General features: G+C 60.5%; 13 protein-coding genes. 8 read left to right on the forward strand and 5 right to left on the reverse strand.

What is annotated here, in order from left to right:
- Positions 1-76 precede the first annotated feature (76 nt).
- From Q8L25_RS06260 to Q8L25_RS06280, 5 genes are all read left to right on the forward strand, one after another.
- A complete protein-coding gene (locus Q8L25_RS06260) occupies positions 77-1,675 on the forward strand; it encodes an ABC-F family ATP-binding cassette domain-containing protein (protein WP_308924048.1) in 1,599 nt (532 codons plus the stop codon).
- Positions 1,676-1,829: 154 nt separating this feature from the next.
- The gene (locus Q8L25_RS06265) at positions 1,830-2,291 is read left to right on the forward strand and encodes a RidA family protein (protein WP_308924049.1); all 462 of its coding nucleotides are present in this window, start codon (positions 1,830-1,832) and stop codon (positions 2,289-2,291) included.
- 61 nt (positions 2,292-2,352) lie between these two features.
- Entirely contained in the window at positions 2,353-3,786 is a 1,434-nt protein-coding gene (locus Q8L25_RS06270) for an amino acid permease (RefSeq protein WP_308924050.1), read from the forward strand.
- Positions 3,787-4,021: 235 nt separating this feature from the next.
- Complete coding sequence (locus Q8L25_RS06275) at positions 4,022-5,494, forward strand: amino acid permease (RefSeq protein WP_308924051.1); 1,473 nt, start codon at positions 4,022-4,024, stop codon at positions 5,492-5,494.
- 70 nt (positions 5,495-5,564) lie between these two features.
- A complete protein-coding gene (locus tag Q8L25_RS06280) occupies positions 5,565-7,523 on the forward strand; it encodes a S9 family peptidase (protein ID WP_308924052.1) in 1,959 nt (652 codons plus the stop codon).
- A 57-nt stretch (positions 7,524-7,580) separates the two neighbouring features.
- Here Q8L25_RS06280 and Q8L25_RS06285 read toward each other — a convergent pair whose 3' ends face one another.
- From Q8L25_RS06285 to Q8L25_RS06295, 3 genes are all read right to left on the reverse strand, one after another.
- Positions 7,581-9,530, reverse strand: a complete 1,950-nt coding sequence (locus tag Q8L25_RS06285) for a phosphatase PAP2 family protein (protein WP_308924053.1) — start codon at positions 9,528-9,530, stop codon at positions 7,581-7,583.
- A gap of 87 nt (positions 9,531-9,617) precedes the next feature.
- Entirely contained in the window at positions 9,618-11,774 is a 2,157-nt protein-coding gene (locus tag Q8L25_RS06290) for an FUSC family membrane protein (RefSeq protein WP_308924054.1), read from the reverse strand.
- 91 nt (positions 11,775-11,865) lie between these two features.
- Entirely contained in the window at positions 11,866-13,554 is a 1,689-nt protein-coding gene (locus Q8L25_RS06295) for a M14 family zinc carboxypeptidase (RefSeq protein WP_308924055.1), read from the reverse strand.
- Between the two features lie 156 nt (positions 13,555-13,710).
- Between Q8L25_RS06295 and Q8L25_RS06300 the strand changes: the two genes are divergently transcribed.
- Positions 13,711-14,166, forward strand: coding sequence for a hypothetical protein (locus tag Q8L25_RS06300; RefSeq protein WP_308924056.1), 456 nt, complete (start codon positions 13,711-13,713; stop codon positions 14,164-14,166).
- Between the two features lie 84 nt (positions 14,167-14,250).
- On the opposite strand, the gene Q8L25_RS06305 is transcribed toward Q8L25_RS06300, so the two are convergent.
- On the reverse strand, positions 14,251-16,404 hold the full coding sequence (locus Q8L25_RS06305; protein WP_308924057.1) for a S46 family peptidase: 2,154 nt from the start codon (positions 16,402-16,404) through the stop codon (positions 14,251-14,253).
- Between the two features lie 250 nt (positions 16,405-16,654).
- A complete protein-coding gene (locus tag Q8L25_RS06310) occupies positions 16,655-16,924 on the reverse strand; it encodes a GlsB/YeaQ/YmgE family stress response membrane protein (RefSeq protein ID WP_065307147.1) in 270 nt (89 codons plus the stop codon).
- 542 nt (positions 16,925-17,466) lie between these two features.
- On the opposite strand from Q8L25_RS06310, the gene Q8L25_RS06315 reads away from it, so the two are divergent.
- Positions 17,467-19,443, forward strand: coding sequence for a nucleoside-diphosphate sugar epimerase/dehydratase (locus Q8L25_RS06315; RefSeq protein ID WP_308924058.1), 1,977 nt, complete (start codon positions 17,467-17,469; stop codon positions 19,441-19,443).
- A gap of 286 nt (positions 19,444-19,729) precedes the next feature.
- A complete protein-coding gene (locus Q8L25_RS06320; protein WP_308924059.1) occupies positions 19,730-22,132 on the forward strand; it encodes an SLBB domain-containing protein in 2,403 nt (800 codons plus the stop codon).
- Positions 22,133-22,135 lie beyond the last annotated feature (3 nt).

Here is a 22,135-nt window from a genome sequence, read left to right on the forward strand (position 1 = left end):
TACTGCCGTGCTTGTGCACGGCCCAGCCCATCCCGCCACCGCGCGGGTTCGCCAGCCTTGTACAAGGAGTATCCGCATGCCTGCATTACTGCAACTCGACCATCTTTCCCATGTGCTGCCCGATGGCACGCCCTTGTTTCACCACTTGCAGTTTTCCTTCACGCCGCAGCGCGTCGGCCTGGTCGGCGCCAATGGCGTGGGCAAGAGCGTGCTGGCGCGCTTGCTGGCCGGCCAGCTGATGCCCGGCAGCGGCGCCGTGCGCTGCGACGGCCTGGTCCATTATGTGGCGCAGGAACTGGCTCCCGAGCACTTTCCCACGGTTGCCGCGCTGGCCGGCGTCGATGGCGTGCTGGCCGCGCTCGATCGCATTGCCTTTGGTGCCATCGATGAAGCGGACTACGCGCTGGTGGGCGAGCGCTGGGATGCCGGTGCGCGCCTGCGGCAAGCCCTGGACGAGATCGGCCTGGGCCAGTTGCGGCCCGATACGTCCACGGCCAGCCTGAGCGGTGGCGAACGCCAGCGGATCGCGCTGGCCGGCGCCTGGCTGTCGCAGGCCGACTGGCTGATTCTTGATGAGCCGAGCAATCATCTCGATGCCACCCAGCGCGCCAGGCTGGTGCAGCAAATTGCGCGCTGGCCGCGCGGCTTGCTGCTGCTCAGCCATGACCGCGGTCTGCTGGCGCATGTGGACGAGATCGTCGAGCTGTCGTCCCGGGGCTTGCGCAGCTACGGTGGCAATTACGCGTTTTATGCACAGCAGCGCGCGGCCGAGCAGGCCGGTTTTGCCAGTGCCCTGCAGGCGGAAAAAGCCGCTGAAAAACGCGGGCAGCGCGAGGCGCACAAACTGGCAGAACGCCAGCAGCGCCATGTGGCGCGCGGCGAACGCGACGGCCGTCACGCCAATCAAAGCAAGCTGCTGCTCGATGCGCGAAAAGAAGGCAGCCAGGACAGCCAGGGCAAGCTGCGCCTGCGCGCGCAGGCGGCCCGGGCCGAGCGCCAGCAGCGGGTACGCGAGGCCAGCGAACGCTGTGCGCCCGATGCCGAGCGCCTGCTGCTGGCGCCCGACACTCGCGTGCCGAATGGCAAGCTGATGCTGGAATTGCGTGGTCTGGTCTTGCCGCACGGCAGTGCGCAGCCGTTTGAACTGCTGCTGTCCGGTCCGCGCCGGCTGGCCGTCACGGGCGACAATGGCAGCGGCAAGTCGACCCTGCTGCGCGTGATCGCCGGCCTGCTGGCCCCAAGCAGCGGCGAGGCGATCTGCCATGGCAGGCTGGCCTGGCTGGACCAGCATGCGGGCAGCCTTGACGGCGAGCTGAGCGCCGTGCAGCGCTTGCAGGCGCGCCATCCCACCATGGCGGAAGGCGAGTTGCGCACGCGGCTGGCGCTGCTGGGCATTGCCGGCGCGCGCGCCACCATGGCCAGCCGTTTGCTCAGCGGCGGCGAACGGATGAAGGTGGCGCTGGCGGCCGAGCTGTATGCCGAGGCACCGCCACAAATGCTGCTGCTCGACGAGCCCGACAATCACCTGGACCTGGCCAGCTTGCAAGCCCTGGAGCGGATGCTGGCGCAGTACCAGGGCGCCTTGCTGGTGGTCTCGCACGATCACGCCTTCCTGCAACAATTGCGCCTCGACCAGCCCGGCCTGCACCTGGCCGCCAAGGCGGAAAACAGGTGATTGTCGGTATAATCCACTGAATAACCACGCCTATTTGTGAACTTAAACTGGGCATTCCCCCCTATGATGGGGTTTAATCTGGAATTGTTGTCACAGTTATATTTCATGTGCGCCGCTCTGGTCATCGTTCACTTTGTTTTATTGGAGAAATAGCATGTCGTTTTACGAAAAATTGAAAGCCCTCAATATCGAATTGCCGACCGTTGCCGCGCCGGCCGCCGCCTATGTGATGCATGCGCGCACCGGCAATACCGTGTTCCTGTCCGGCCACCTGGCCAAGAAGGACGGCAAGGTCTGGGTCGGCCAGCTGGGCAAGGACACGACCACGGAAGAAGGCAAACTGGCCGCGCGCGGCATCGCCATCGAACTGATCGCCACCCTGCAGGATGCCTGTGGCGGCGACCTGAACAAGGTCAAGCGCATCGTCAAGGTGATGAGCCTGGTCAATTCCACGCCCGACTTCACCGAGCAGCACCTGGTCACTAATGGCGCCTCGGAACTGTTCGTCGAGGTGTTCGGCGACAGCGGCAAGCACGCACGTTCCGCGTTTGGCGTGGCGCAGATTCCACTGGGTGCGTGCGTCGAGATCGAATTGATTGCAGAGCTGGCAGAATAAATGCATTAACTGCACCGGCACGCAAGCGGCCGGTGCATCATAAAAAGACGGAGACGAAGTAATGAAATCGAATGAGCAAGGTTTGCACCGTGGCCTGGGTGAGCGACAGATACGCCTGATGGCGCTGGGCGCGGCGATCGGCGTGGGGCTGTTCCTGGGCTCGGGCAATGCGATCCGGATGGCCGGTCCCGGCATCATGCTGTCGTATATCATCGGCGGCGCGGTGATCTTCATGATCATGCGCGCGCTCGGTGAAATGGCCGTGCACAATCCCGTCGCCGGCTCCTTCAGCCGCTATGCCCAAGATTACCTGGGCCCGCTGCAAGGCTACCTGACGGGCTGGAATTACTGGTTTTTATGGCTGGTCACCTGCGTGGCGGAAATTACCGCCGTCGCCATCTACATGGGCATCTGGTTTCCCGACGTGCCGCGCTGGATCTGGGCGCTGGCCGCCCTGGGTTCCATGGGCGCCGTCAACCTGCTGGCCGTGAAAGCCTATGGCGAATTCGAATTCTGGTTTGCCCTGATCAAGGTGGTCACCATCATCCTGATGATCGTCGGCGGCGCCGGCATGATCATCTTTGGCCTGGGCAACGATGGCGTGGCGATCGGCATTTCCAACCTGTGGACGCATGGCGGCTTCTTTCCCAATGGCGCGCAAGGCGTGCTGATGTCGCTGCAGATGGTGATGTTTGCCTACCTGGGCGTGGAAATGATTGGTCTGACGGCCGGCGAAGCGGCGAACCCGAAAAAATCGATCCCCGACGCCATCAATTCCGTATTCTGGCGCATCCTGATTTTCTATGTCGGCGCGCTGTTCGTGATCCTGTCGATCTACCCATGGAATGAAATCGGCACCACCGGCAGCCCCTTCGTGATGACCTTCGAGCGCCTGGGCATCAAGACGGCCGCCGGCATCATCAACTTCGTGGTGCTGACGGCCGCCTTGTCGTCGTGCAATGGCGGCATCTTCAGCACCGGCCGCATGCTGTACAACCTGGCGCTGCAGGGCCAGGCGCCGAAGGCGTTTGCGGAGACCACGGCCAGCGGCGTGCCGCGCCGCGCCATCATGGTGTCGGTGCTGGCGCTGCTGATCGGCGTGCTGCTGAACTACCTGGTGCCGGAAAAAGTGTTTATCTGGGTCACCTCGATTTCCACCTTTGGCGCCGTCTGGACCTGGGGCATCATCCTCGTCACGCAGATGCGCTTCCGCCAGACCCTGAGCCCGCTGGAGATCAAGAACCTGGCGTTCCGCATGCCGTTCGCACCGTATGGCACGTGGATCTCGCTGGCCTTTCTGGCACTGGTGATCGGCCTGATGGCGTATTTCCCCGATACCCGCATCGCGCTGATGATCGGCCCGGCCTGGCTGATCCTGCTGACCGTGCTGTATTACGTGCTGGGCCTGGCGCCGAAAGAGCGCGGTGAGGAAGTGCCGCAAGGCTATGAGGCGGGCTGGCCGCCGGCGGACATTCATCTGCCGAACAAGAAATAAGTTCTAGGCCCCGGCCGGTATCCTGGCGCGCCCCTGCGATTGCAGCGGCGCGCTTTTTATTGCCGCAGCCGTTGTTTCCTTGCATCAAAGATCTGTTCGGCTGGGCCGGTGAAAGCCCTATAATCGCTTAGTTTTGAAAATGGACTGTACTGTTTCCCGTTTTTTTTCGGGTAACGCCACGCACCATTTTCATGCGTTTTCAGTCGTCATGACCCGCCTCCTAAAAGGATTGCTAGTGAGCCAAACCCTGGTCCAGAAACTTTGCCGCACCAAACCGATCGATACCACGAGCGGCACTGGTGAAGGCCTCAGCAGCAGCGGCTTGAGCCGTTCCATCGGCCTGTTTTCCCTGACCATGATCGGCGTCGGCGCCACCATCGGCACGGGCATCTTCTTTACCATGGTCGAAGCCGTGCCCAAGGCCGGCCCGTCCGTCATCCTGTCTTTCCTGATCGCCGCCGTCACGGCGGGCCTGACGGCACTGTGCTATGCCGAACTGTCGTTCCGCATTCCCGCCTCGGGTTCCTCGTATTCGTTTGCCTACGCCACCGTCGGCGAATTCCTGGCCTTTATCATGGCCGCCTGCCTGCTGCTCGAGTATGGACTGGCGGGCAGCGCGGTGGCCATCGGCTGGTCGTCCTACCTGAACAACTTCCTGGAAAACGCGTTTGGCTGGCATATCCCGGAAATGCTGCGCACGCCGATGATCGTCTCCGGGCCGAACGGCATGGAATTTCATGCCGGCCATATCAACCTGCCGCCCATCTTCCTGATCTGCATGTGCTGCTTCATGCTGCTGCGCGGCGCCAAGGAATCGGCGCTGATGAACGCCGTCATGGTGCTGATCAAGCTGGCCATCCTGGTGTTCTTTATCGTCGTGGCGTTTTCCGGCTTTAACGCCGACAACTTTTTCCCCTTCTTTAATACCGACAACAGCAAGGGCTTTGCCGGCATGACGGGCGTCACGGCGGCGGCCGGCACCGTGTTCTTCTCGTTTATCGGCCTCGATACGGTAGCCACGGCTGGCGACGAAGTGAAAAATCCCACGCGCAACGTGCCGCGCGGCATCCTCGGCGCGCTGCTGATCGTCACCGTGTTTTATCTGCTGGTGGCCGTGGCCGCGCTCGGCGCCCAGCAGGCGAAACTGTTCGAAGGCCAGGAAGCGGGCCTGGCGGTGATCCTGCAAAATGTCACCGGCCACGCCTGGCCGGCGCTGGTGCTGTCGGCCGGCGCCGTCATTTCCGTGTTCAGCGTGACCCTGGTCACCATCTACGGCCAGACGCGCATCCTGTTCGCCATCAGCCGCGACGGCCTGATCCCGAAATCGTTCCAGAAGATCCATCCACGGACCTTGGTGCCGGTCAGCAATACCCTGATCGTCTGCCTGGTGGTGGCGCTGGTGGCCGGCTCGGTCGATGCTACCTACTTGTGGGATATGGTCAGCATCGGCACGCTGACGGCCTTCATGGTGGTGTCGATCGCGGTGCCGGTGCTGCGCCACAAGCAGGGCGCCAACCGCATCGAAGGCTTCAGCGTGCCGTTCGGCCCGTATGTGATACCGGGCCTGAGCGTGTTTGCCTGCCTGTACATCATGCGCGACTTGCCGCACACCACCTTTGTGGTGTTCAGCGTCTGGATGGCGGTCACGGTGGCCATCTATTTCCTTTACAGCATACGTCATTCTCACCTGGGCAAGCAGGGACGCTGACCCTGGCATGACCACTCGAAACCGCCGCGCTTGCCGGCGGTTTTTTTCATTTCTAACCGGGAATTACATCATGAAAATAACCGAAATCGCCAGCCTGGGCCTGTTGGCCAGCGCCTTGCTCGCTGCCAGCGCACAAGCGGGTGCCACGCCATCGCTGCGCGACTACCGCGCCGTGGCCCTGTCCGGCAATGGCCAGCGCATCGTGGCCATCGAGTCCAGCGACACCGGGGGCCAGGTCCAACGGCCGCATGCGGCCATCGTGGTGCGCGACGCCGGCAGCGGCGCCGTGGTGCGGCAGTTCGACCCCTGCGCCGTGTGTTCCTACGACAAGCCCAGCTGGTCGCCCGACGGCAAACAGCTGGCCTTTGTCGCCTACGACGCCAAGGCCGGCAAGGCCAGCCTGTTCCTGGCCACCGTGGACCTGGGCAAGCGCGAGGCCAAAGAGCTGCTGAGCATCAAGGGCGTGGCCAGCACGGCGCGCTGGTCGCCGGACGGCAGGCAGCTCGCCTTGCTGGCCACGGTCGGCGCGCGCAAGCTGGCCGGCGCGGTGGAAGCGGGCGCGCGCCAAGTGGGCGAAGTGGGCGGCGAGGATGACGCCCAGCGCATCGCCGTGGTGCCGGCCGCAGGGGGCGAACTGCGCCTGGTCTCGCCCGCCGACACCTATGTGTACGAATACAACTGGACCCCGGACGGCCGTGGTTTTGTCGCCACCAGCGCCCAGGGCAATGGCGACAGCAACTGGTGGGTGGCCAAACTGAGCCATGTCGATGCGGCCAGCGGCGCGCTGCGCGAGATCGCCGCGCCGGCCATGCAGCTGAACCTGCCATCGGTCTCGCCGGACGGCAAGACCGTGGTGTTTGTCGGCGGCCTGATGAGCGACTTCGGTTCCATCGGCGGCGACATCTATACCGTGCCGCTGGCCGGCGGCACGCCGCAGAACCTCACGCCCGACTATCGCGGCACCTTCAATGGCGTTGTCTGGCGCGGCAATGGCCTGCTGGCCACGGCCCTGATCGACTCGCAACTGGCGCTGGTGAAACTCGATCCGCAAACGGGGCCGGCCGCGCCGCAACTGCTCGGCGAAGTCAGCAGCGGTGGTTCGGATGGCCGCCTGTCGTTCAGCGCCGATGGCCAACATGCCGCCGCCGCGCAGGAGGACTTTACGCGGGCGTCACACCTGGTGGCGGGACCCTTGACCGGCTTAAAGAAAATCACGCGCGACAACGATGCCCTGGCGCCGCAACTGAGCGTGCAGAACGTCGGCTGGAGCAATGAGGGCTATCAGGTGCAGGGCTGGTTGCTGGGTCCCTTGAAGGTCGAGGCGGAGAAGAAGCATCCGATGATCGTCGTCGTCCATGGCGGCCCCGGCGCGGCCGCCTCGCCGCGCTATGTCGGGCCTGGTGAGCTGGCCAGCGCGCAGGTGCGCGAGATGACGGAAAAGGGCTATTTTGTCTTCTTGCCGAATCCGCGCGGCAGCTTTGGCCAGGGACAGGCATTTACGCGCGCCAATATGCGCGACTTCGGCGGCGGCGATTGGCGCGACATTTTGGCCGGCATCGACGCGGTGGAAAAAATCGCGCCCGTCGATGGCCAGCGGCTCGGCCTGACGGGCCACTCGTATGGCGGCTTCATGACCATGTGGGGGGTGACCCACACCACGCGCTTCAAGGCGGCCGTGGCCGGCGCCGGCGTGTCGAACTGGATCAGCTATTACGGCCAGAATGGCATCAACCAGTGGATGATCCCCTTCTTCGGCGCCTCGGCCTATGACGATCCCGAGGTCTACCGCAATGCGTCGCCGCTCTCGACCATCAAGGTGGCGACCACCCCGACCCTGATCTATGTGGGCGAGCGCGACGTGGAAACGCCGGCCGCCCAGTCGCTGGAATTCTGGCACGGCCTGCGCGCCATGGGCGTGCCGTCGTCCCTGTTCATCTATGACGGCGAGGGCCACTCGTTCCGCAAGCCCGAGCACCAGCGCGACCTGCGCCAGCGTACCCTGGCCTGGTTTGAGCGTTATTTGAAATAAACCGAAGTAAACGAAAAAAGCCGCTCGATGAGCGGCTTTTCAGTTTCTGATACGAACTTACACGTCCAGCTTCAGCTGCAAGCCCGTCGCCGTGTAGGTCGGCGTGACCTTGAAGCCGTCGACGGTAATGCTGTCGAACTTGCCCTTCAGGCTGGCCGCGCCGATGACATTGAGGGTGTCGCCCGCGGCCGGCTTGTAGCCGTTCTGGAACGTCACCTTCAGGCTGCCGCCGGCCACCGTCATCGCGCCGGCCACCGTCAAACGGCCGCCCTGGCCGCTGCCCAGTTTCAACTCCAGGTTGCCGGTCGCCAGCTGCGTGTATTTGGCGGCCAGCGCCAGGCTGACAGCAGCATTGCTGACCAGGGTGCCGCCGCTGACATACACGTCGCCCTTGCCGAAGGCCGTGGCCGACAGCGCTTCCAGGCGGCCGGCTTCGACCTGCGTGCCGCCGCTCCAGCTGTTGTTGCCGCCCAGTTTCAGGGTGCCCGTGCCTTGCTTGTTCAGCTTGCCTGCGCCGCTGATGTCGTTGCGCCAGCGGTCGACGGCGTTGAAGCCGCCCTTGGCCGCATCCATCGCCACCACCACGTTGCCGGTAAATACGCCATAGCCATCGGCGGCGGCAAACAGGTTCAAGCGGCCCCAGCCCTCAGCATCGTCCATCACCGGGTAGCCCGATGGCATGGCCGTGGTTTTCAGCACCACGCGGCGCTGCGCCTCGGACAGATACGGCAAGCGCGTTTCCAGCAGCACTTCCGCGCCTTTCGGCACCACGGCAGGCAGCGTGGTCGAGCCGATCGGCGCAAAGCCGAAGGTCATGCGGCGGATATAGGCGGCCTTGGTGGTGGCATAGTCGGCAAAGCGGTCGTTGGTGCCAGAGTGGGCGTAGTCATACAGGGTGTCGGCGGTGGTATTGGTTTTCGCCATCAGGGTCGTGTGCGCCTGGGTGACGGCGGCGGCCTTGATCTTGGCTGTTTCGGCGTCGAGCAGATTGGCCGCGACGATGGCTTGCGCCTGTATCCGGCCGCTGACCACGTCCAGCGGCGAGTGCATGCCGGCGATGATGCGGTTTTCGCCCAGTTCCAGTGCGCGCGCCATCATCTCCTGGTAACGCTCCGGCAGGGCATACGCCATGCCCAGCGCGCCACGAACGGCCTCGGCCGTATGGCCGCTGGTAAAGCCGCCATCGGTGGCCGGCGTGCTGCTCTTGGCTGGCACCAGGGCCGGCACCAGCACGACTTCGCTGCTCCAGCGGTAAGGACGCGCATATTTGTAGAAGCGTTTGGCCGGTTCGGTCGAGCCGTTATTGCCCATCGCATTGACCAGGCTGACCACTGTGCCGAACTCGGCATTGTCGCTGCCGGCCACGCCCGTATTGTTGCCGCTGTCGTTGTACACCTTGCTGGTGGCATCGGCCGCGATCTCGTTGATGCTGGTGGTCTGGCGCGCGGCGCTGCGCCAGGCGTCGGTCAACGGGCCCATGCCGTCGGTGATGCTGTAGCCCTTGCCGCGGCGGTCATCGAGGTAGGCGGCCAGTTCCTGGGCCGGCGTGCGACTCGTCGTGACCTTGATGGCGTAATCGATATTGGCCTTGTGCACGGCCGCGTTGACGATGGTGCCGGTTGGCGTGCCGTCATTCGGCACGCCGGTCCAGGCCGATTGCGTCACGGCCGGGAAGGCGCCCACGGCCGGCGCGGTCACGCCGGCGTCGACGATTTCCGTCAATGGTTTCCAGATATCGAGCATGCCGATCAGCACACGCACGCCGGCGTTGGTGGCGGCGGTGGCGTAGCGGGCATCGCCGCGCTGGTTGCTGGCCACATTGTCGACAAACGGGATCGCCGTGGCGGACGGTGGTGCCGTATCGGCGGCGCCCTGGTCGGCCGGTGCGGCCGGGATCACCAGCGCTGCCTCTTCATTATGGTCGGAACCGCCGCAGGCGGCGAGGGCGAGGGCGGCGCTGATGGCCAGTGCCAGTGGCAGGCGGCGGGTCATGGGAAATGCGTGCATGTGGAAACCTTGACGTAGTGGGAGGCTGGAAAAAACCTCCGCAGCATAACGGCCCCTTGTTACGTCTTCATGACATGGTTTCCTTGGCTATGATTTCCTTAGTGCAACGATATGCACGATCGCCGCGCTATGCACCACGATCTTGTCGGCATCGGCCTGCAACAGCCGGATGCGCCGCTGCACCAGCGGCCAGCCCGACCAGCTGACATCGTCCACCGATGGCGCAGGCAGCGCTGGCTGCGGCGCGCTGATGGACGCCTTGTTGTCGAGCTGGTCCAGCGCGCGCGACAGGGTCTTGCACACTTGCGTATGGCTGTGCGTGAGCAGGGCATTCACGGGCGCCACCGGCAGCTGGCTGGCATGGCGGCCCAGGATCGAGCGCAGCGCCGCCACATGGGCCACCAGTAGATAGTTCTGCACGATGAACAGATTGATGTCTTCCACCGCGCGCTGCTTGCTGGCCGGTTCGTCGAGCATGCGCACCAAAGCCGAGCTGAGCGCGGCCAGGCTGTCCATCAGGCGCTTGCGCTCGATGCGGTAGGCGAAATCGTCGAAACATTTGCCCTGCAGCAGCTCGAAGCTGGCCTGCATGTATGACAGGTTGACATTGAGCACCTGGCGTATCAGTCGTGGCAGGCTCTGGTATTCCCAGTTGGCCAGCACAAAGCTGAACACGGTCGCCACCGCCGCGCCGATCAGGGTGTCGATCAGGCGTTCGCTGACCAGGTTGGGGTTGCTGGGCGCTACCAGGTGCATCTGCAATAAAATCATCAGGCTGACCGCGATCGCCGTATAGCGATAGCGCAGGTAGATGAAGGTGGGCGTGGCAACGATGGACAGGAACAGAATTGCCATCAGCGCGATATTGCTGTGCACATAGCGGATCACGATGGCGGTCGCCACGCAGCCGATAATGGTGCCGATAATCCGGTCGGCGCGGCGCTGGCGCGTCATGCTGAAGGTGGGCCGCAGGATAATGACGATGGTCAGCACGATCCAGTAGCTGTGCGCCGCATATGGCAGCCAGTGGCCGATCAGCAGGCCCACCGAAATGGCCATCGCCACACGCAGTGCAAAGCGGAAGATCGGCGACTCCAGCCGCAAGTTGGACAGCAGGGTGGCCAGCTCGTACTTTTGCTGCGACAAAAACGGCGCCATGTCGGCCCCGCTCCAGAACGGCACGTCCGCATACACGGTCTGGCTGGCCAGGTGCAGCTCGGCAATCATTTTCAATATGGCGCGGATCTTGTTGCGCTGCGCACGCAAGGTCGCCAGCGCTTCCTGGGCGCTGTCGCCCCTGGCCTGCAGGCGGGCAATTTCCGCCTCGATGTCGGCCCATTCCTTGTCGTAATTGATTTGCGCATACGAGGCGCGCTTGCGCGTGACGGCGTAGGCGACGGATTCGATATCGCGCGCCGCCTTGTAGGCCAGGTCGTGCAGCGAGGTCAGCACGTCGGAGTCGGCCAGGTGCTGGCGCAGCAGCGCGTAATCGGTGTGCGTGGACAGGATCAGCTCGTACAGGTCCAGCATGCACACATGGACTTGCACCACGATCGCATCCTTGCTGTTCTTGTGGCTGCGCAAGATTAAATCGCGCGAGGCCTGCTGGCGGTCGGCCAGGATGCTCTGATGGCGCACCAGCTTGTTGAACTGCTCGGTCAGATTGAAGCGCGCATCGTAAAAGTCGGCCTTGATGTCGATATACGCGGCCAGTTCGAACAGCGCTTCGGCCAGTACCTGCTGCTTGATGCGGTGGCGCAGCACCCAGGCCACGGCCATCGCGTAGCTCAGGTAGGCCAGGCCACCGAGCATGAACAGGCCCGCATGGTGGAACGACTGCTGCCAGGTCATCTGGTGTTCCATCGACATGGTCATGATAAACAGCGCGGCCAGTTGCAAGGGCATCGACTTTTTGCCGTAGACCACCATCATGCTGGCCAGGAAACTGACCAGCACCAGCACCGTCATCAGCAGCCACTGCACGGGGCCGCACAGGCTGATCAGCAAGGTGATGGCACTGCACAGCAGCACCGAGGCCAGCATTTCATTGAATTTGTGGCGCAGCGGGCTGGGCATGTCCATCAGGGTGGTGCACAGGGCGCCGATGCAGACCGTCATGGCGGTGTTGCTGTCGCTGATTTCCAGGGTCAGCAGGGTCAGGCCGACCAGGCCGATGGCCACGCGCAAGCCCAGGTAAAAGTAATGGCTGTAGATAAAGGTGCGCAGGTTCAGTGCGTAGTGCATGGTTGTACCTTGTGGGTAGAGCACAGAAAGAGGCGCTGCACCGGGGTCTCCGATGCAGCGCCAGGATAAGACGACTACTTGCGGCCCGGACTTACATCAGGGCCAGCACCGGATAGCGGCGCCATTCAGGTTCGGCAAAGCGTTCACAATGTTCAAAGATAAAGTCGAGCACGGCTTCCTGATTGCTCAGCAACGCCGGGTTGGCCGTCTTCCATTCGGCAAACTTGGCCGCGAGCAGAGGTTCGTCGCGCAGCAGTTCGGAGGCCATGTCCTCGAACACATAATCGGAAAACGCTTCCTTCTTTTCCAGCACGCTATTGAAAAAGCCCCAGCGGAAAAAGCTGTCGTGCGCCTGCGGTTCCAGCGTTTCCACCGCGTAGCGGGCATTGTCCTGGTCCAGGCTCACCATATAGTCGCCCGCTTGCAGGATGAACTGCGCCGTATGTGTTTCGAGCTCCAGCGTGTCATGGAACATATGGCCTTCGTAGGCGGTGGCCCGCGTGCCCACTTCCTTGATGTGATAGTAGCGCGCCGTTACCGTCTGTTCGCTGGTGATGCGCGTCATTTCGACGCCGTTCCAGCGCAGGCGCTCGATCACCTCGCGCCAGGCCTGCGGCACCACATAGGCTTTCGGCGCCGGCACCACCACCTCGGCGTCGAAGCGGTTGTAATAGGGGATATCGTGTTCCCACGGCTGCGTACGGTCGTACGACAGGCGCTGATAGTCGCCGATCACGCTCGGCGTGTATTGCGCTTTATAACCCTTGAAGCGGAAGGTCGATGGCTGTTCTTCGTTCATGCGCCAGGCGACCGGCCATGCGCTTTGCGTGCGGCCGGCCGCTTTCGCGGCGGCGCGCAGCTGCTGGATCTGTTCGCCGTGCTCGACCGTGAACGCCATCGTGATGTCGAGCAGCACGCGCATCGAGGCATAGCGGTCGGCAAACGGTTTCAGCATATGCGTTTCGGGCATGAAGCCGATCACATGGTGCAGGGCCGCGAAGCCGGTCGAAAAGCGCGGCACTTCCAAAAATTCCGCGATGCCGTGGTCCGGGCTGTCCTGCACCGGATTCACATACGGGCAGGTGGGCCAGCCAGCGTTTTCCATTTCTGCAAAAATATGCGGCAGCATGGTGTCCTGCAGGAACGGCCCCAGGCCATTGCCCAGTTTGTCTGTCTGGGTGTGGATCAGGGTCATGGTGTACGGGTAGTCGGCGCCGTTCGACGTGTGCGTATCGACCATCACGTCCGGGTCCCAGCTGGCCAGCAGGCGGTTGAATACTTGCGCGTTCAGGCTGTCGCACTTGATAAAGTCGCGGTTCAGGTCCAGGTGGCGGCTGTTGCCGCGAAAGCCGAACTGCTCCGGGCCATCCTGGTTGACGCGCGAGGTATTGGCGCGGTTCAGGCTGCCATCGACGTTGTAGATCGGAATGAACAGCAGCACGGTCGTGCCCAGCGCGGCCAGGCGCTCCGGCTGGGTGCACAGGTCGCGCACGATGGCCATGCAGGCGTCGATGCCTTCCGGTTCGCCCGGGTGGATGCCGTTATTGTTGAAAAACACGGTGCGGCCCGCCTGCTTGATCTGCTCGCGGTCGAATACGCCGTCGGCGCTGACCACGCCAGCATGGATGGGCACGCCCGAGTCGGACAGGCCGATCTGTTCGAAATGCAGCACCTGCGGGTAGCGGGCGGCGAGATCTTTGTAGAAAGTGATGCATTCCAGCCAGGTCGTGGTCTGGTTGTGGTTACCGAGTTCGTAGGTCGTGCGCAAGTCTTGTGGCATGGCGGTGTGAGTCTGGGAAGGTGGGAACGGCGCGCTGGGTAAGTACGCCGACTAGGCGGCAATTGTAGCACCGGCGCTTGCGGCTTGATGCGGTGCAGGAAGTGGTTTCGTCAGCCGTGTTATCAATCAGCCTCACTCCCGGGAGGCGCCATGCGCATGATCACCATCGTTCTGCTCTGGACTTGCGGCTGGGCCTGGGCCGCGCCCCATGACGGTTCCGTTACCCTGACCGGCGCCGGCGTGCTGATCCGCTATCGCGGCATGCTGCTGGCGCTCGATGGCGCACCGTCAGCGCAAGCCGTCGATCTGCGCCTGACGTCGGGCAGCTTGCCGTTGTGGCAGTCCATTACCCGGCTCAAGGGCAAGGTGCGTGTGCGCATCACGGCGTTGCCGGGGCCGGATGAAAAGCCCGCGCTGCTGCTGGACTTTGGCGACAATGCCTACCGCATCGTGATCCCGGCGGCGGGCATGGACGCGGTGGATTATCCGCTGCTGGCGCAGCGCTATCCGGGCGCCGACCTGGCCCTGCCGCTGGAGCATGGCCGGCGCGTGATACTGCGTGGCGAGCAGCCACAAGCTTCGCCGTACCGGTTCTCCAATATCAAACGCTAGACGAAAAAAAGCCACTTCCGAAGAAGTGGCTCAGGCTACCACTGCCCGTTGCCGGGCTTATTGGTTGTTGTTATCGGTGTGCGATTACTCCGCGCCCATTTCTTTCAGCAGGTTGTCGGCGTGATCGACATGCTTCATATTCCACAGCATGTAGCGCAGGTCGACCTGGATCGAACGGGTGTTGGCCTTGTTGTAGTCCCAATCGGAAATGATCGAGTCCAAGGTGCCATCGAAGGCCAGGCCGATGAATTCACCTTTCGAGTTCAGCGCTGCCGAACCCGAGTTGCCGCCGGTGATGTCCAGCGTGGCCAGGTAGTCGACCGGCACGGTTTTCAGTTTCGGATCGACATATTTACCGAAGTCCTTGGCCTTGATCGCCGCCAGCTGGTTGGCAGGGGCATTGAACTCGCCTTCGCCGGTGGCCTTCGCTACCACGCCATTGACGGTGGTGAACGCGGTCCAGGTGGTGCCGTCGGCGCCATGGTCACGGGCGGCCACTTTGCCGAACGTTACGCGCAGGGTGCTGTTGGCGTCAGGATAGACGGCTTGGCCCTTGCTCTTCATGAAGGCGATTTTTGCTTTCATGTAGTTGGCGTACGACTGCTGGATCTTGCCCGACAGTTCTTCGTCTTCCGCTTCGTTTTTCAGCGAATCCGGGTACATGGCGACCGCTGCCTGGATAAAGGTATCCTTGCTGGCCTGGAATTCGGCTGGCGTGCGTTTCAGCCATGCCTTGCGTTCTTCCTTGTCGGCCAGCTTGCTGCCGGCATACAGTTTGTCCAGGGCGGCGGCCAGGTCGGCTTGCGACATGCCGTCCTTGATGCCGATGGCGGCGTCAAAGCTGGCGCGGCGCTGGGCGGCTGGCTGGGCGGCGTACTTGGCCAGGCTGTTCAGTACCAGCGCCTTGTCGACTTTTTCGTCGTAGGTGCGCTCGACCGAGGTGATGCCCGACTCCAGGCGCGGCAGGTCGCGCGTCTGGTAGCCCGATTTGCGTTCCGTATCGGCCTTGGTGCTTTCGTTGGCCAGGCGGTACAGGCTGCGCGCCGTGTTCAGCAGGCGCGGCTGTGCGTAACCGAGGAAGAAATCGCGCTTGGTGTCGGCATCGCGCTCGGCGATCAGCTTTTCCACCTGCTCGATGTCGCCGGCGAACTCCGCCTTGCGGGCGGCGTTGGCGTTGACCCAGGTTTTCAGCGCTGCATGTTCGGCCGTCTTGCGTGCCAGGAAGTCGCTGCCCGCGTAGGAGTCCAGCATGCCCTGGCGGTTCTTGTAGTAATTGTTCACGCCGGCAACCTGGCCTGCGTATTTCAGCGCGACATCCTTGTTGTCCTTGGTTTCGCGCGCGATGATGGCCAGCGTTTCGCCCGAGGCTTTCACGAAGGCAGGGTAGTTCCAGTCAAACGTGAACGCCACTTCCGACGGCAGGCGGTGACGGTTGGTGCGGCCAGGGTAGCCCAGCGCCATCACGAAGTCGCCTTCTTTCAGGCCATCCTTGGCCAGTTTCAGCACGTGTTTCGGCTGGTATGGCACGTTGTCCTTGCTGAAGTCGGCAGCCTTGCCGTCTTTGCTGACATAGGCGCGGTAGAAACCGTAGTCGCCCGTGTGGCGCGGCCACATCCAGTTGTCGGTGTCGCCGCCGAATTTGCCCACGCCGGCCGGAGGCGCATGCACCAGGCGCACGTCGCGGATTTCCAGTTGCTTGATCAGGTAAAACTCCAGGCCGCCATAGTAGGCCGACACCGTGCAGCGGAAGCCCGCTTCTTTTTCGCATTCGGCGACCAGTTTCTTCTGGTTTTTCTCGATCGCGTCGATGCGTGCCTTGCCTTGCAGCTTGGCGACGTCGGCGGTAATGATCTTGTCGCTGACATTGGTCACGGCCGAGGTAACGAAGATGCGGCTGCCCGGCGCGGCCGGCAGTTCTTCAGCAAAAGTCTTGGCCAGGAAACCGTTGGCCAGCAGATCGCGCTCTTTGGTGGAATTGACCGCCACGCTGTTGTAGACGCAGTGGTGGTTGGTGGCAACCAGGCCTTGCGGCGAGACGAACGAGGCCGAGCAACCGCCCAGGCTGACGATGGCGCCCATCGGGAATTCGGTCAGCTTGGTCAGGGTGGCCGGGTCCAGTTTCAGGCCGGCGGCTTTCAATTCCTTGGCTACTTGTGGCAGCTGTTGTGGCATCCACATGCCTTCGTCGGCGTGTGCAAAATTGCTCAGGATAGCGAGCGCAATCAGGGATTTTTTCATTCGAGTTCTGGTCTTTTACATGAAGGGAAGTCGGAATCAGCGTGTATACCCGGTGATTTTTTCAGCGGGCGACATGGAGTATCCGTATCGAAGTGTGACTAGTCAATGACATTTTCCGTATCACAAGGCCAACTGTCGCGCCTGCGCCAGAGCGCGAATGAAAATGGCCGGGCGCTTGCGCGGCCCGGCCATGGTAAAAATTATCGTTTTTCGGCTATCGGTTTGACAGCCGCGGTATCGTGACGCTGGCTTAACGCATCTTACCTCGGCGCAACAAATTGACGATGCCCAACAGGATAACGGCCCCCAGGAACGACACCAGCAGGGAGGCGAGACTGAAATTGTCACTATTGATGGTGCTGGTGCCGAACAGCGGCGACAGCAGCCAGCCCCCCAGGAACGCACCGACGATGCCGACCACGATATTGAGGAAAATGCCTTGTTGTGCGTTGGTTTTCATGACCATGCTGGCCAGCCAGCCGATGATGCCGCCAATAACAATCCAGATAATGAAATTCATGTGATTCTCCGCGCGGTGGATGAATGAAATGCCAGTGCGTGGGGCATGCACCGGGATGGCAATTTGATATTGATGCCGCACGATTGAAAAGTCCAGTGGATTAACTTGCAACGTGTGTTTGCCTATGGCGACAAGCAACAATTTAAATTTACCTTGCGGCACGTTTAACACGGATGAATATGGTTGCTTATTCTGCTTCCACTGCACGATGCACTACTTGTATTTTTGGAAAAAATTGCACATTATTAATGCAAAGCACTGTCGTTAGTTGCTTGGCAGTAAATCATTGAGATGGGCGCATCAAAAGGGGATTATGATGCCGCCAAGGGGCAAGCAAGCAGTGAAAAATAGTCGTATTTCTTTCATTTTTGGCAATAATTTGGCCAAAATAAGCTTGCCTATCAATTTTTGATTGTTGCATATACGGTAAAACCTCACAAGCTCAAAATAATTTCAGGTAACATTCCACAATTGTTAAAAATCCCTTTCGGGATCCTGCACTTCGGGCGGGCAATTGTGCCCCCCTTTTGAGTCATCAAACCATGAAAAACATTTTCCTGAGCCTTCCTCGTAACCAGAAGCGGCTCATCGCTGCGACTGCGGATGTGCTTTGTCTTCCGGTCATCTTCTATTTTTCGGCACTGCTCCAGACCCAAGGACATAGCCTGCAGCTGCCTGTGCAGTACTTGTGGATTGCCCTTGCAGCAGGCATGATCTCCATGCCGGTGTTCGTGCATTTTGGGCTGTATCGCGCGGTGATCCGTTATATCGATCAGAAGATCATCTTTACTGCATTGCGCGCCGTTACCATCTCGACACTGATTCTGGCCGTGCTGGGCCTGGCCCTGCCTGGCACCCTGTTTTCAGTCAAGACATTCATTATTTATTGGCTGGCCGCCATCCTTTATGTTTTATCAAGCCGCTTTCTGGCGCGTGGCTTCCTGAGCCAGAATAGTCACCTCAACAAAACACGCGTCGCGATTTATGGCGCAGGGCAAGCGGGAAGCTTGCTGGCGAATGCGATCAATCCAGGCAATGAATACCTGCCGATTGCTTTTATCGATGATGATCCCCAGCGCGTCAATACGATCGTACGTGGCATCAAAGTCTATCCTTCGAGCGAGCTTGAACGCCTGGTCAAAAAGTACAACATCACCACCGTCTTGCTGGCGATGCCGCAACTGAGCCGCAGGGAGCAGCGCGTGATTCTTGACCAGCTTGCCATGCTGACAGTGCGCATCAAGGTCACTCCGCCGATCAGCAACCTGGTCAAGGGAAATGCGCGCGTAGAAGACGTGCGCCAGATCGAAATCGAGGATTTGCTGAGCCGGGACGTGGTGGCGCCGAATACCGAATTGCTGTCGATTTGCATTACCGGCAAGTCGGTGATGGTCAGCGGCGCGGGCGGTTCGATCGGTTCCGAACTGTGCCGCCAGATCATCGCGCTCGAACCCAGCAAACTGATTTTGCTGGATATTTCCGAGTTCGCGCTCTACACCATCGAACAGGAGCTGCGCGAGATCCGTACCACAGGTGAACTGAGCGTGGAGCTGGTTGCTTTCGTCGGTTCGGCCCTGGAAACGGAAAAATGCACGCGCATCATGAGCTCGTTCGCGGTCGACACGGTGTATCACGCCGCTGCCTACAAGCATGTGCCGCTGGTGGAGCACAATCCGATCGAAGGTATCCGTAATAATGCCTATGGCACCCTCAGCATGGCCAAGGCGGCGGTCGCGGCAAAGGTGGCATGCTTTGTGTTGATCTCCACCGACAAGGCGGTGCGCCCGACCAATGTGATGGGTGCGACCAAGCGCCTGGCCGAACTGGTGCTCCAGGCGTTTGCGCGCAAGGAAACCGGTACCTGCTTCTCTATGGTGCGATTTGGCAACGTGCTCGGTTCGTCAGGTTCGGTGGTGCCGCTTTTCCGCAAGCAGATCGCCGGCGGGGGCCCGATTACCCTGACCCATCCCGACATTACCCGCTACTTCATGACCATTCCGGAAGCGGCGCAGCTGGTGATCCAGGCTGGCGCCATGGGCAAGGGCGGCGACGTCTTCGTGCTCGACATGGGTGAGCCGGTGCGTATCGCGGATCTCGCCGTGCGGATGGTGCACTTGAGTGGCCAGGAAGTGAAAACCCCGGACACGCCAGCTGGCACGATCGAGCTCAATTATGTCGGCTTGCGCCCTGGCGAGAAGTTGTATGAGGAACTGCTCATCGGCAGCAATGTCAGCGGCACCGATCACCCGCTGATCATGCGCGCCCAGGAAGCCGAATTCGAGTGGCCGGTGCTCCAGCAAATGCTGCAGCAACTGGAGGACGCTTGCGTACGATTCGATCACAATGCGATCCGCTTGCATCTGCAAAAGATCGTGCAGGAATATGCGCCATCGTCTGATATCTCCGACAATATTTGGTTGCAGGCTGGACAAGACGCTGCCGCCAATCGCGCCTTGATCGATGCAGCCGACATGACGCCTGGCGTACGCGATCACTTGATGATGCCGGCCATCCGTTAAGCTTGGCAATATCCCGACCAGCATGTTTCAGCACTGACAATGGCGAGATCAATTCGAACTGATCTTCGCCAAATCGGTGAACCGGTGCGCATTGCCTGGACGATGTGCGACTCAAGCTGTCCCATGGAGACGCGCAAGGGGAGCGCCGATGTTGTGCCTGGATTTACAACGCCTTCGACATAAAGTATTGATTTTTTTAAAATAATTTTTCATGCTTTCATGATTTAAGTTAAAATATGATGCGGAATTATCGCCATCAAGCCCCCTCCCACAACTGAATTCATCAATGACCAAAATCACTCGTCGCCTCTTAGCCGTAGTTCTGGCCGTTACTTCTATCTATGCTTCTGCCCAGAATGTTGCCACCAAGGAAGAAACGTTTGGTCAGACAATGACATCTACTGGTACTGGTACTGGTACTGGTACTGGTACTGGTACTGGTACCAGTACTGGCGCTTCCACACCTGAGACGTCACGGCGTGTCAGCATTGCCAATAGCAACGTCAATGCAGGCGCTGCAGACGGTAGCGAAGAGGCTAATCCTGTAAATCGTACAAATCGTGCCGCTGGCCGCGCAGCGCCGAACCTGCGTTCACAATCATCGTCAGCCGCTCGCGTCTCTGAAGCTGACACCAGTGAGTTTCAAAAATTCATCGCCGACAGCACCGGCAAGATTCTGCCAGTGTATGGTGCTCAGTTTTTCAGTAACACCCCTGACACGTTTACACCGATATCCGGCGCACCGGTGCCTGCCGACTATCCCTTGGGCGTCGGTGATGAGCTGATGATACGCGGTACTGGAAGCATCGATATCGACTACCGCGCCAAGATTGACCGCAATGGCCAGATATCGATTCCGACGATCGGTCCGGTATCCCTGGCCGGTGTCAAGGCGGGAGATGCGGAGTCAGTCATCCGCAATGCGGTCGCCACGATGTACAAAGGTGTAACAATTAGTGTTAATTTTGGCAAGCTTCGCGCCATCACTGTTTACGTTGTGGGTCAGGCAAACCGGCCAGGTACGTATACGGTGTCCAGCCTGTCGACCTTGGTCACCACGCTGTTCGCCAGCGGCGGACCGAACGTCAACGGCAGCATGCGTCACTTGCAAGTCAAACGTGGCGGCAAGACCGTTGCTGATCTCGATCTGTATGCCTTCATCGCCAAGGGTGACAAGTCGGCCGATATCAAGCTGCAAGACGGAGACTCGATTTACATTCCGGCTGCCACTGGCCATGTCGCACTGGTCGGTAAAGTCAATACCCCTGCTATTTATGAGCTGCGCAGTGCTACCGACACGATCGAGTCGATTCTCGATATCGCCGGTGGGATGCCTATTGTGGCCGATCCGCGGCGCGCATATCTCGAGCGTATTGATGCGAGCAAGAATCAGCCGCGTAGCGTGGAGCAGTTTGCCTTGAACGAAGCGGGGTTGAAGCGCACGCTGAAAAATGGCGATGTGCTCAATGTTACTTCGATTACCCCCGATTTTTCAAATGCGGTGATTCTGCGCGGTAATGTGGATCAAGCCATTCGCGCACCGTTCCTGCCAGGAATGCATGTCAGTGATCTGATTCCTAATCGCGAATATTTGATTACCCGCAATTCAATTAAACGCCAAAATGGCGCGGTGAGTACTGGCGAGAACGACAAGGCGACCAATGAAGCGGCTGGCAATATCGCATCGCGTATCGGTGGGTTGATTGACGAAATCAACTGGGACTACGCTGTCGTGGAGCGTATCAATCGCTCCGATCTGACGGTGAGCCTGATTCCATTTAACCTTGGAAAAGTGTTTTCCGATCCGTCGAGCCCTGATAACGTACAACTGCAGCCCGGCGATACGGTCACTATTTTTTCCCAGCAGGACGTCGCAGTACCAATGGACAAGCGCCGCATATTTGTGCGGGTTGAAGGTGAGGTAAAAGTGCCGGGTGTGTACCAGATGACTGCAGGTGAAACGCTGCAATCTTTATTGGCACGGGCTGGCGGCACGACGCAGGATGCTTATTTTTTCGGCACGGCATTCTATCGCGAGCAGGTTCGCATGGAGCAAGAGATCAACTTGGAAAAAGCCGCTACCAAACTGGAGAATCAGTTGCGCCTTGAACAATCGAAAGGCGCGGCAAATGCCCGGGCGCTTAGCCCCACCGATGCGCAGGCTGCGGAAGCGCAACGTCTGGCGGATATGCAACTTGCTAAAGAAAATATTGTTCGCTTTAGGCAGATGAAACCAACTGGCCGTATAGCGTTTGGACTCGACCCGGCGGAGCGATCGTTTGCGCGCTTGCCTCAACTCAAGCTGGAAAATGGCGATCGCCTCGTGATTGCGGCAAAACCGGAGTTTGTCCATATATTTGGCTCTGTCAACGCCGAGGCGTCACCAATGTGGCGCTCGAATACCCGGGTGGCGGACTATTTGAACATGGCTGGACTGACAGTCGACGCAGATGTGGAAAACGTTTTTATCATGCGCACCGATGGAAGCGTGGTAGCACGCAACACGAGTGCTTGGGCATTTGGTGGTATTGGTGGCGTAATAGTCATGCCTGGTGATTCCATCGTTGTGCCGGAGAAATTCGATAAGGAAACATCTTGGACCAAGTTCACCAAGGGTACGCGCGAATGGGCACAAATCTTTGCTAATTTCGGCTTGGGCGCAGCTGCTGTCAAAACCCTGAGAAATTAAAAC

Origin of the sequence: Janthinobacterium sp. J1-1, assembly GCF_030944405.1 — a bacterium.
Taxonomy (GTDB): Bacteria; Pseudomonadota; Gammaproteobacteria; order Burkholderiales; family Burkholderiaceae_D; genus Janthinobacterium.

Excerpts from the sequence above, each read along its gene's own strand:
- Q8L25_RS06265 (WP_308924049.1), top strand. The coding sequence starts at position 1,830 with ATGTCGTTTTACGAAAAATTGAAAGCCCTCAATATCGAATTGCCGACC.
- Q8L25_RS06320 (WP_308924059.1), top strand. The coding sequence starts at position 19,730 with ATGACCAAAATCACTCGTCGCCTCTTAGCCGTAGTTCTGGCCGTTACT.
- Q8L25_RS06305 (WP_308924057.1), bottom strand. The coding sequence starts at position 16,404 with ATGAAAAAATCCCTGATTGCGCTCGCTATCCTGAGCAATTTTGCACAC.
- Q8L25_RS06270 (WP_308924050.1), top strand. The coding sequence starts at position 2,353 with ATGAAATCGAATGAGCAAGGTTTGCACCGTGGCCTGGGTGAGCGACAG.
- Q8L25_RS06315 (WP_308924058.1), top strand. The coding sequence starts at position 17,467 with ATGAAAAACATTTTCCTGAGCCTTCCTCGTAACCAGAAGCGGCTCATC.
- Q8L25_RS06300 (WP_308924056.1), top strand. The coding sequence starts at position 13,711 with ATGATCACCATCGTTCTGCTCTGGACTTGCGGCTGGGCCTGGGCCGCG.
- Q8L25_RS06295 (WP_308924055.1), bottom strand. The coding sequence starts at position 13,554 with ATGCCACAAGACTTGCGCACGACCTACGAACTCGGTAACCACAACCAG.
- Q8L25_RS06285 (WP_308924053.1), bottom strand. The coding sequence starts at position 9,530 with ATGCACGCATTTCCCATGACCCGCCGCCTGCCACTGGCACTGGCCATC.
- Q8L25_RS06260 (WP_308924048.1), top strand. The coding sequence starts at position 77 with ATGCCTGCATTACTGCAACTCGACCATCTTTCCCATGTGCTGCCCGAT.
- Q8L25_RS06290 (WP_308924054.1), bottom strand. The coding sequence starts at position 11,774 with ATGCACTACGCACTGAACCTGCGCACCTTTATCTACAGCCATTACTTT.
- Q8L25_RS06310 (WP_065307147.1), bottom strand. The coding sequence starts at position 16,924 with ATGAATTTCATTATCTGGATTGTTATTGGCGGCATCATCGGCTGGCTG.
- Q8L25_RS06280 (WP_308924052.1), top strand. The coding sequence starts at position 5,565 with ATGAAAATAACCGAAATCGCCAGCCTGGGCCTGTTGGCCAGCGCCTTG.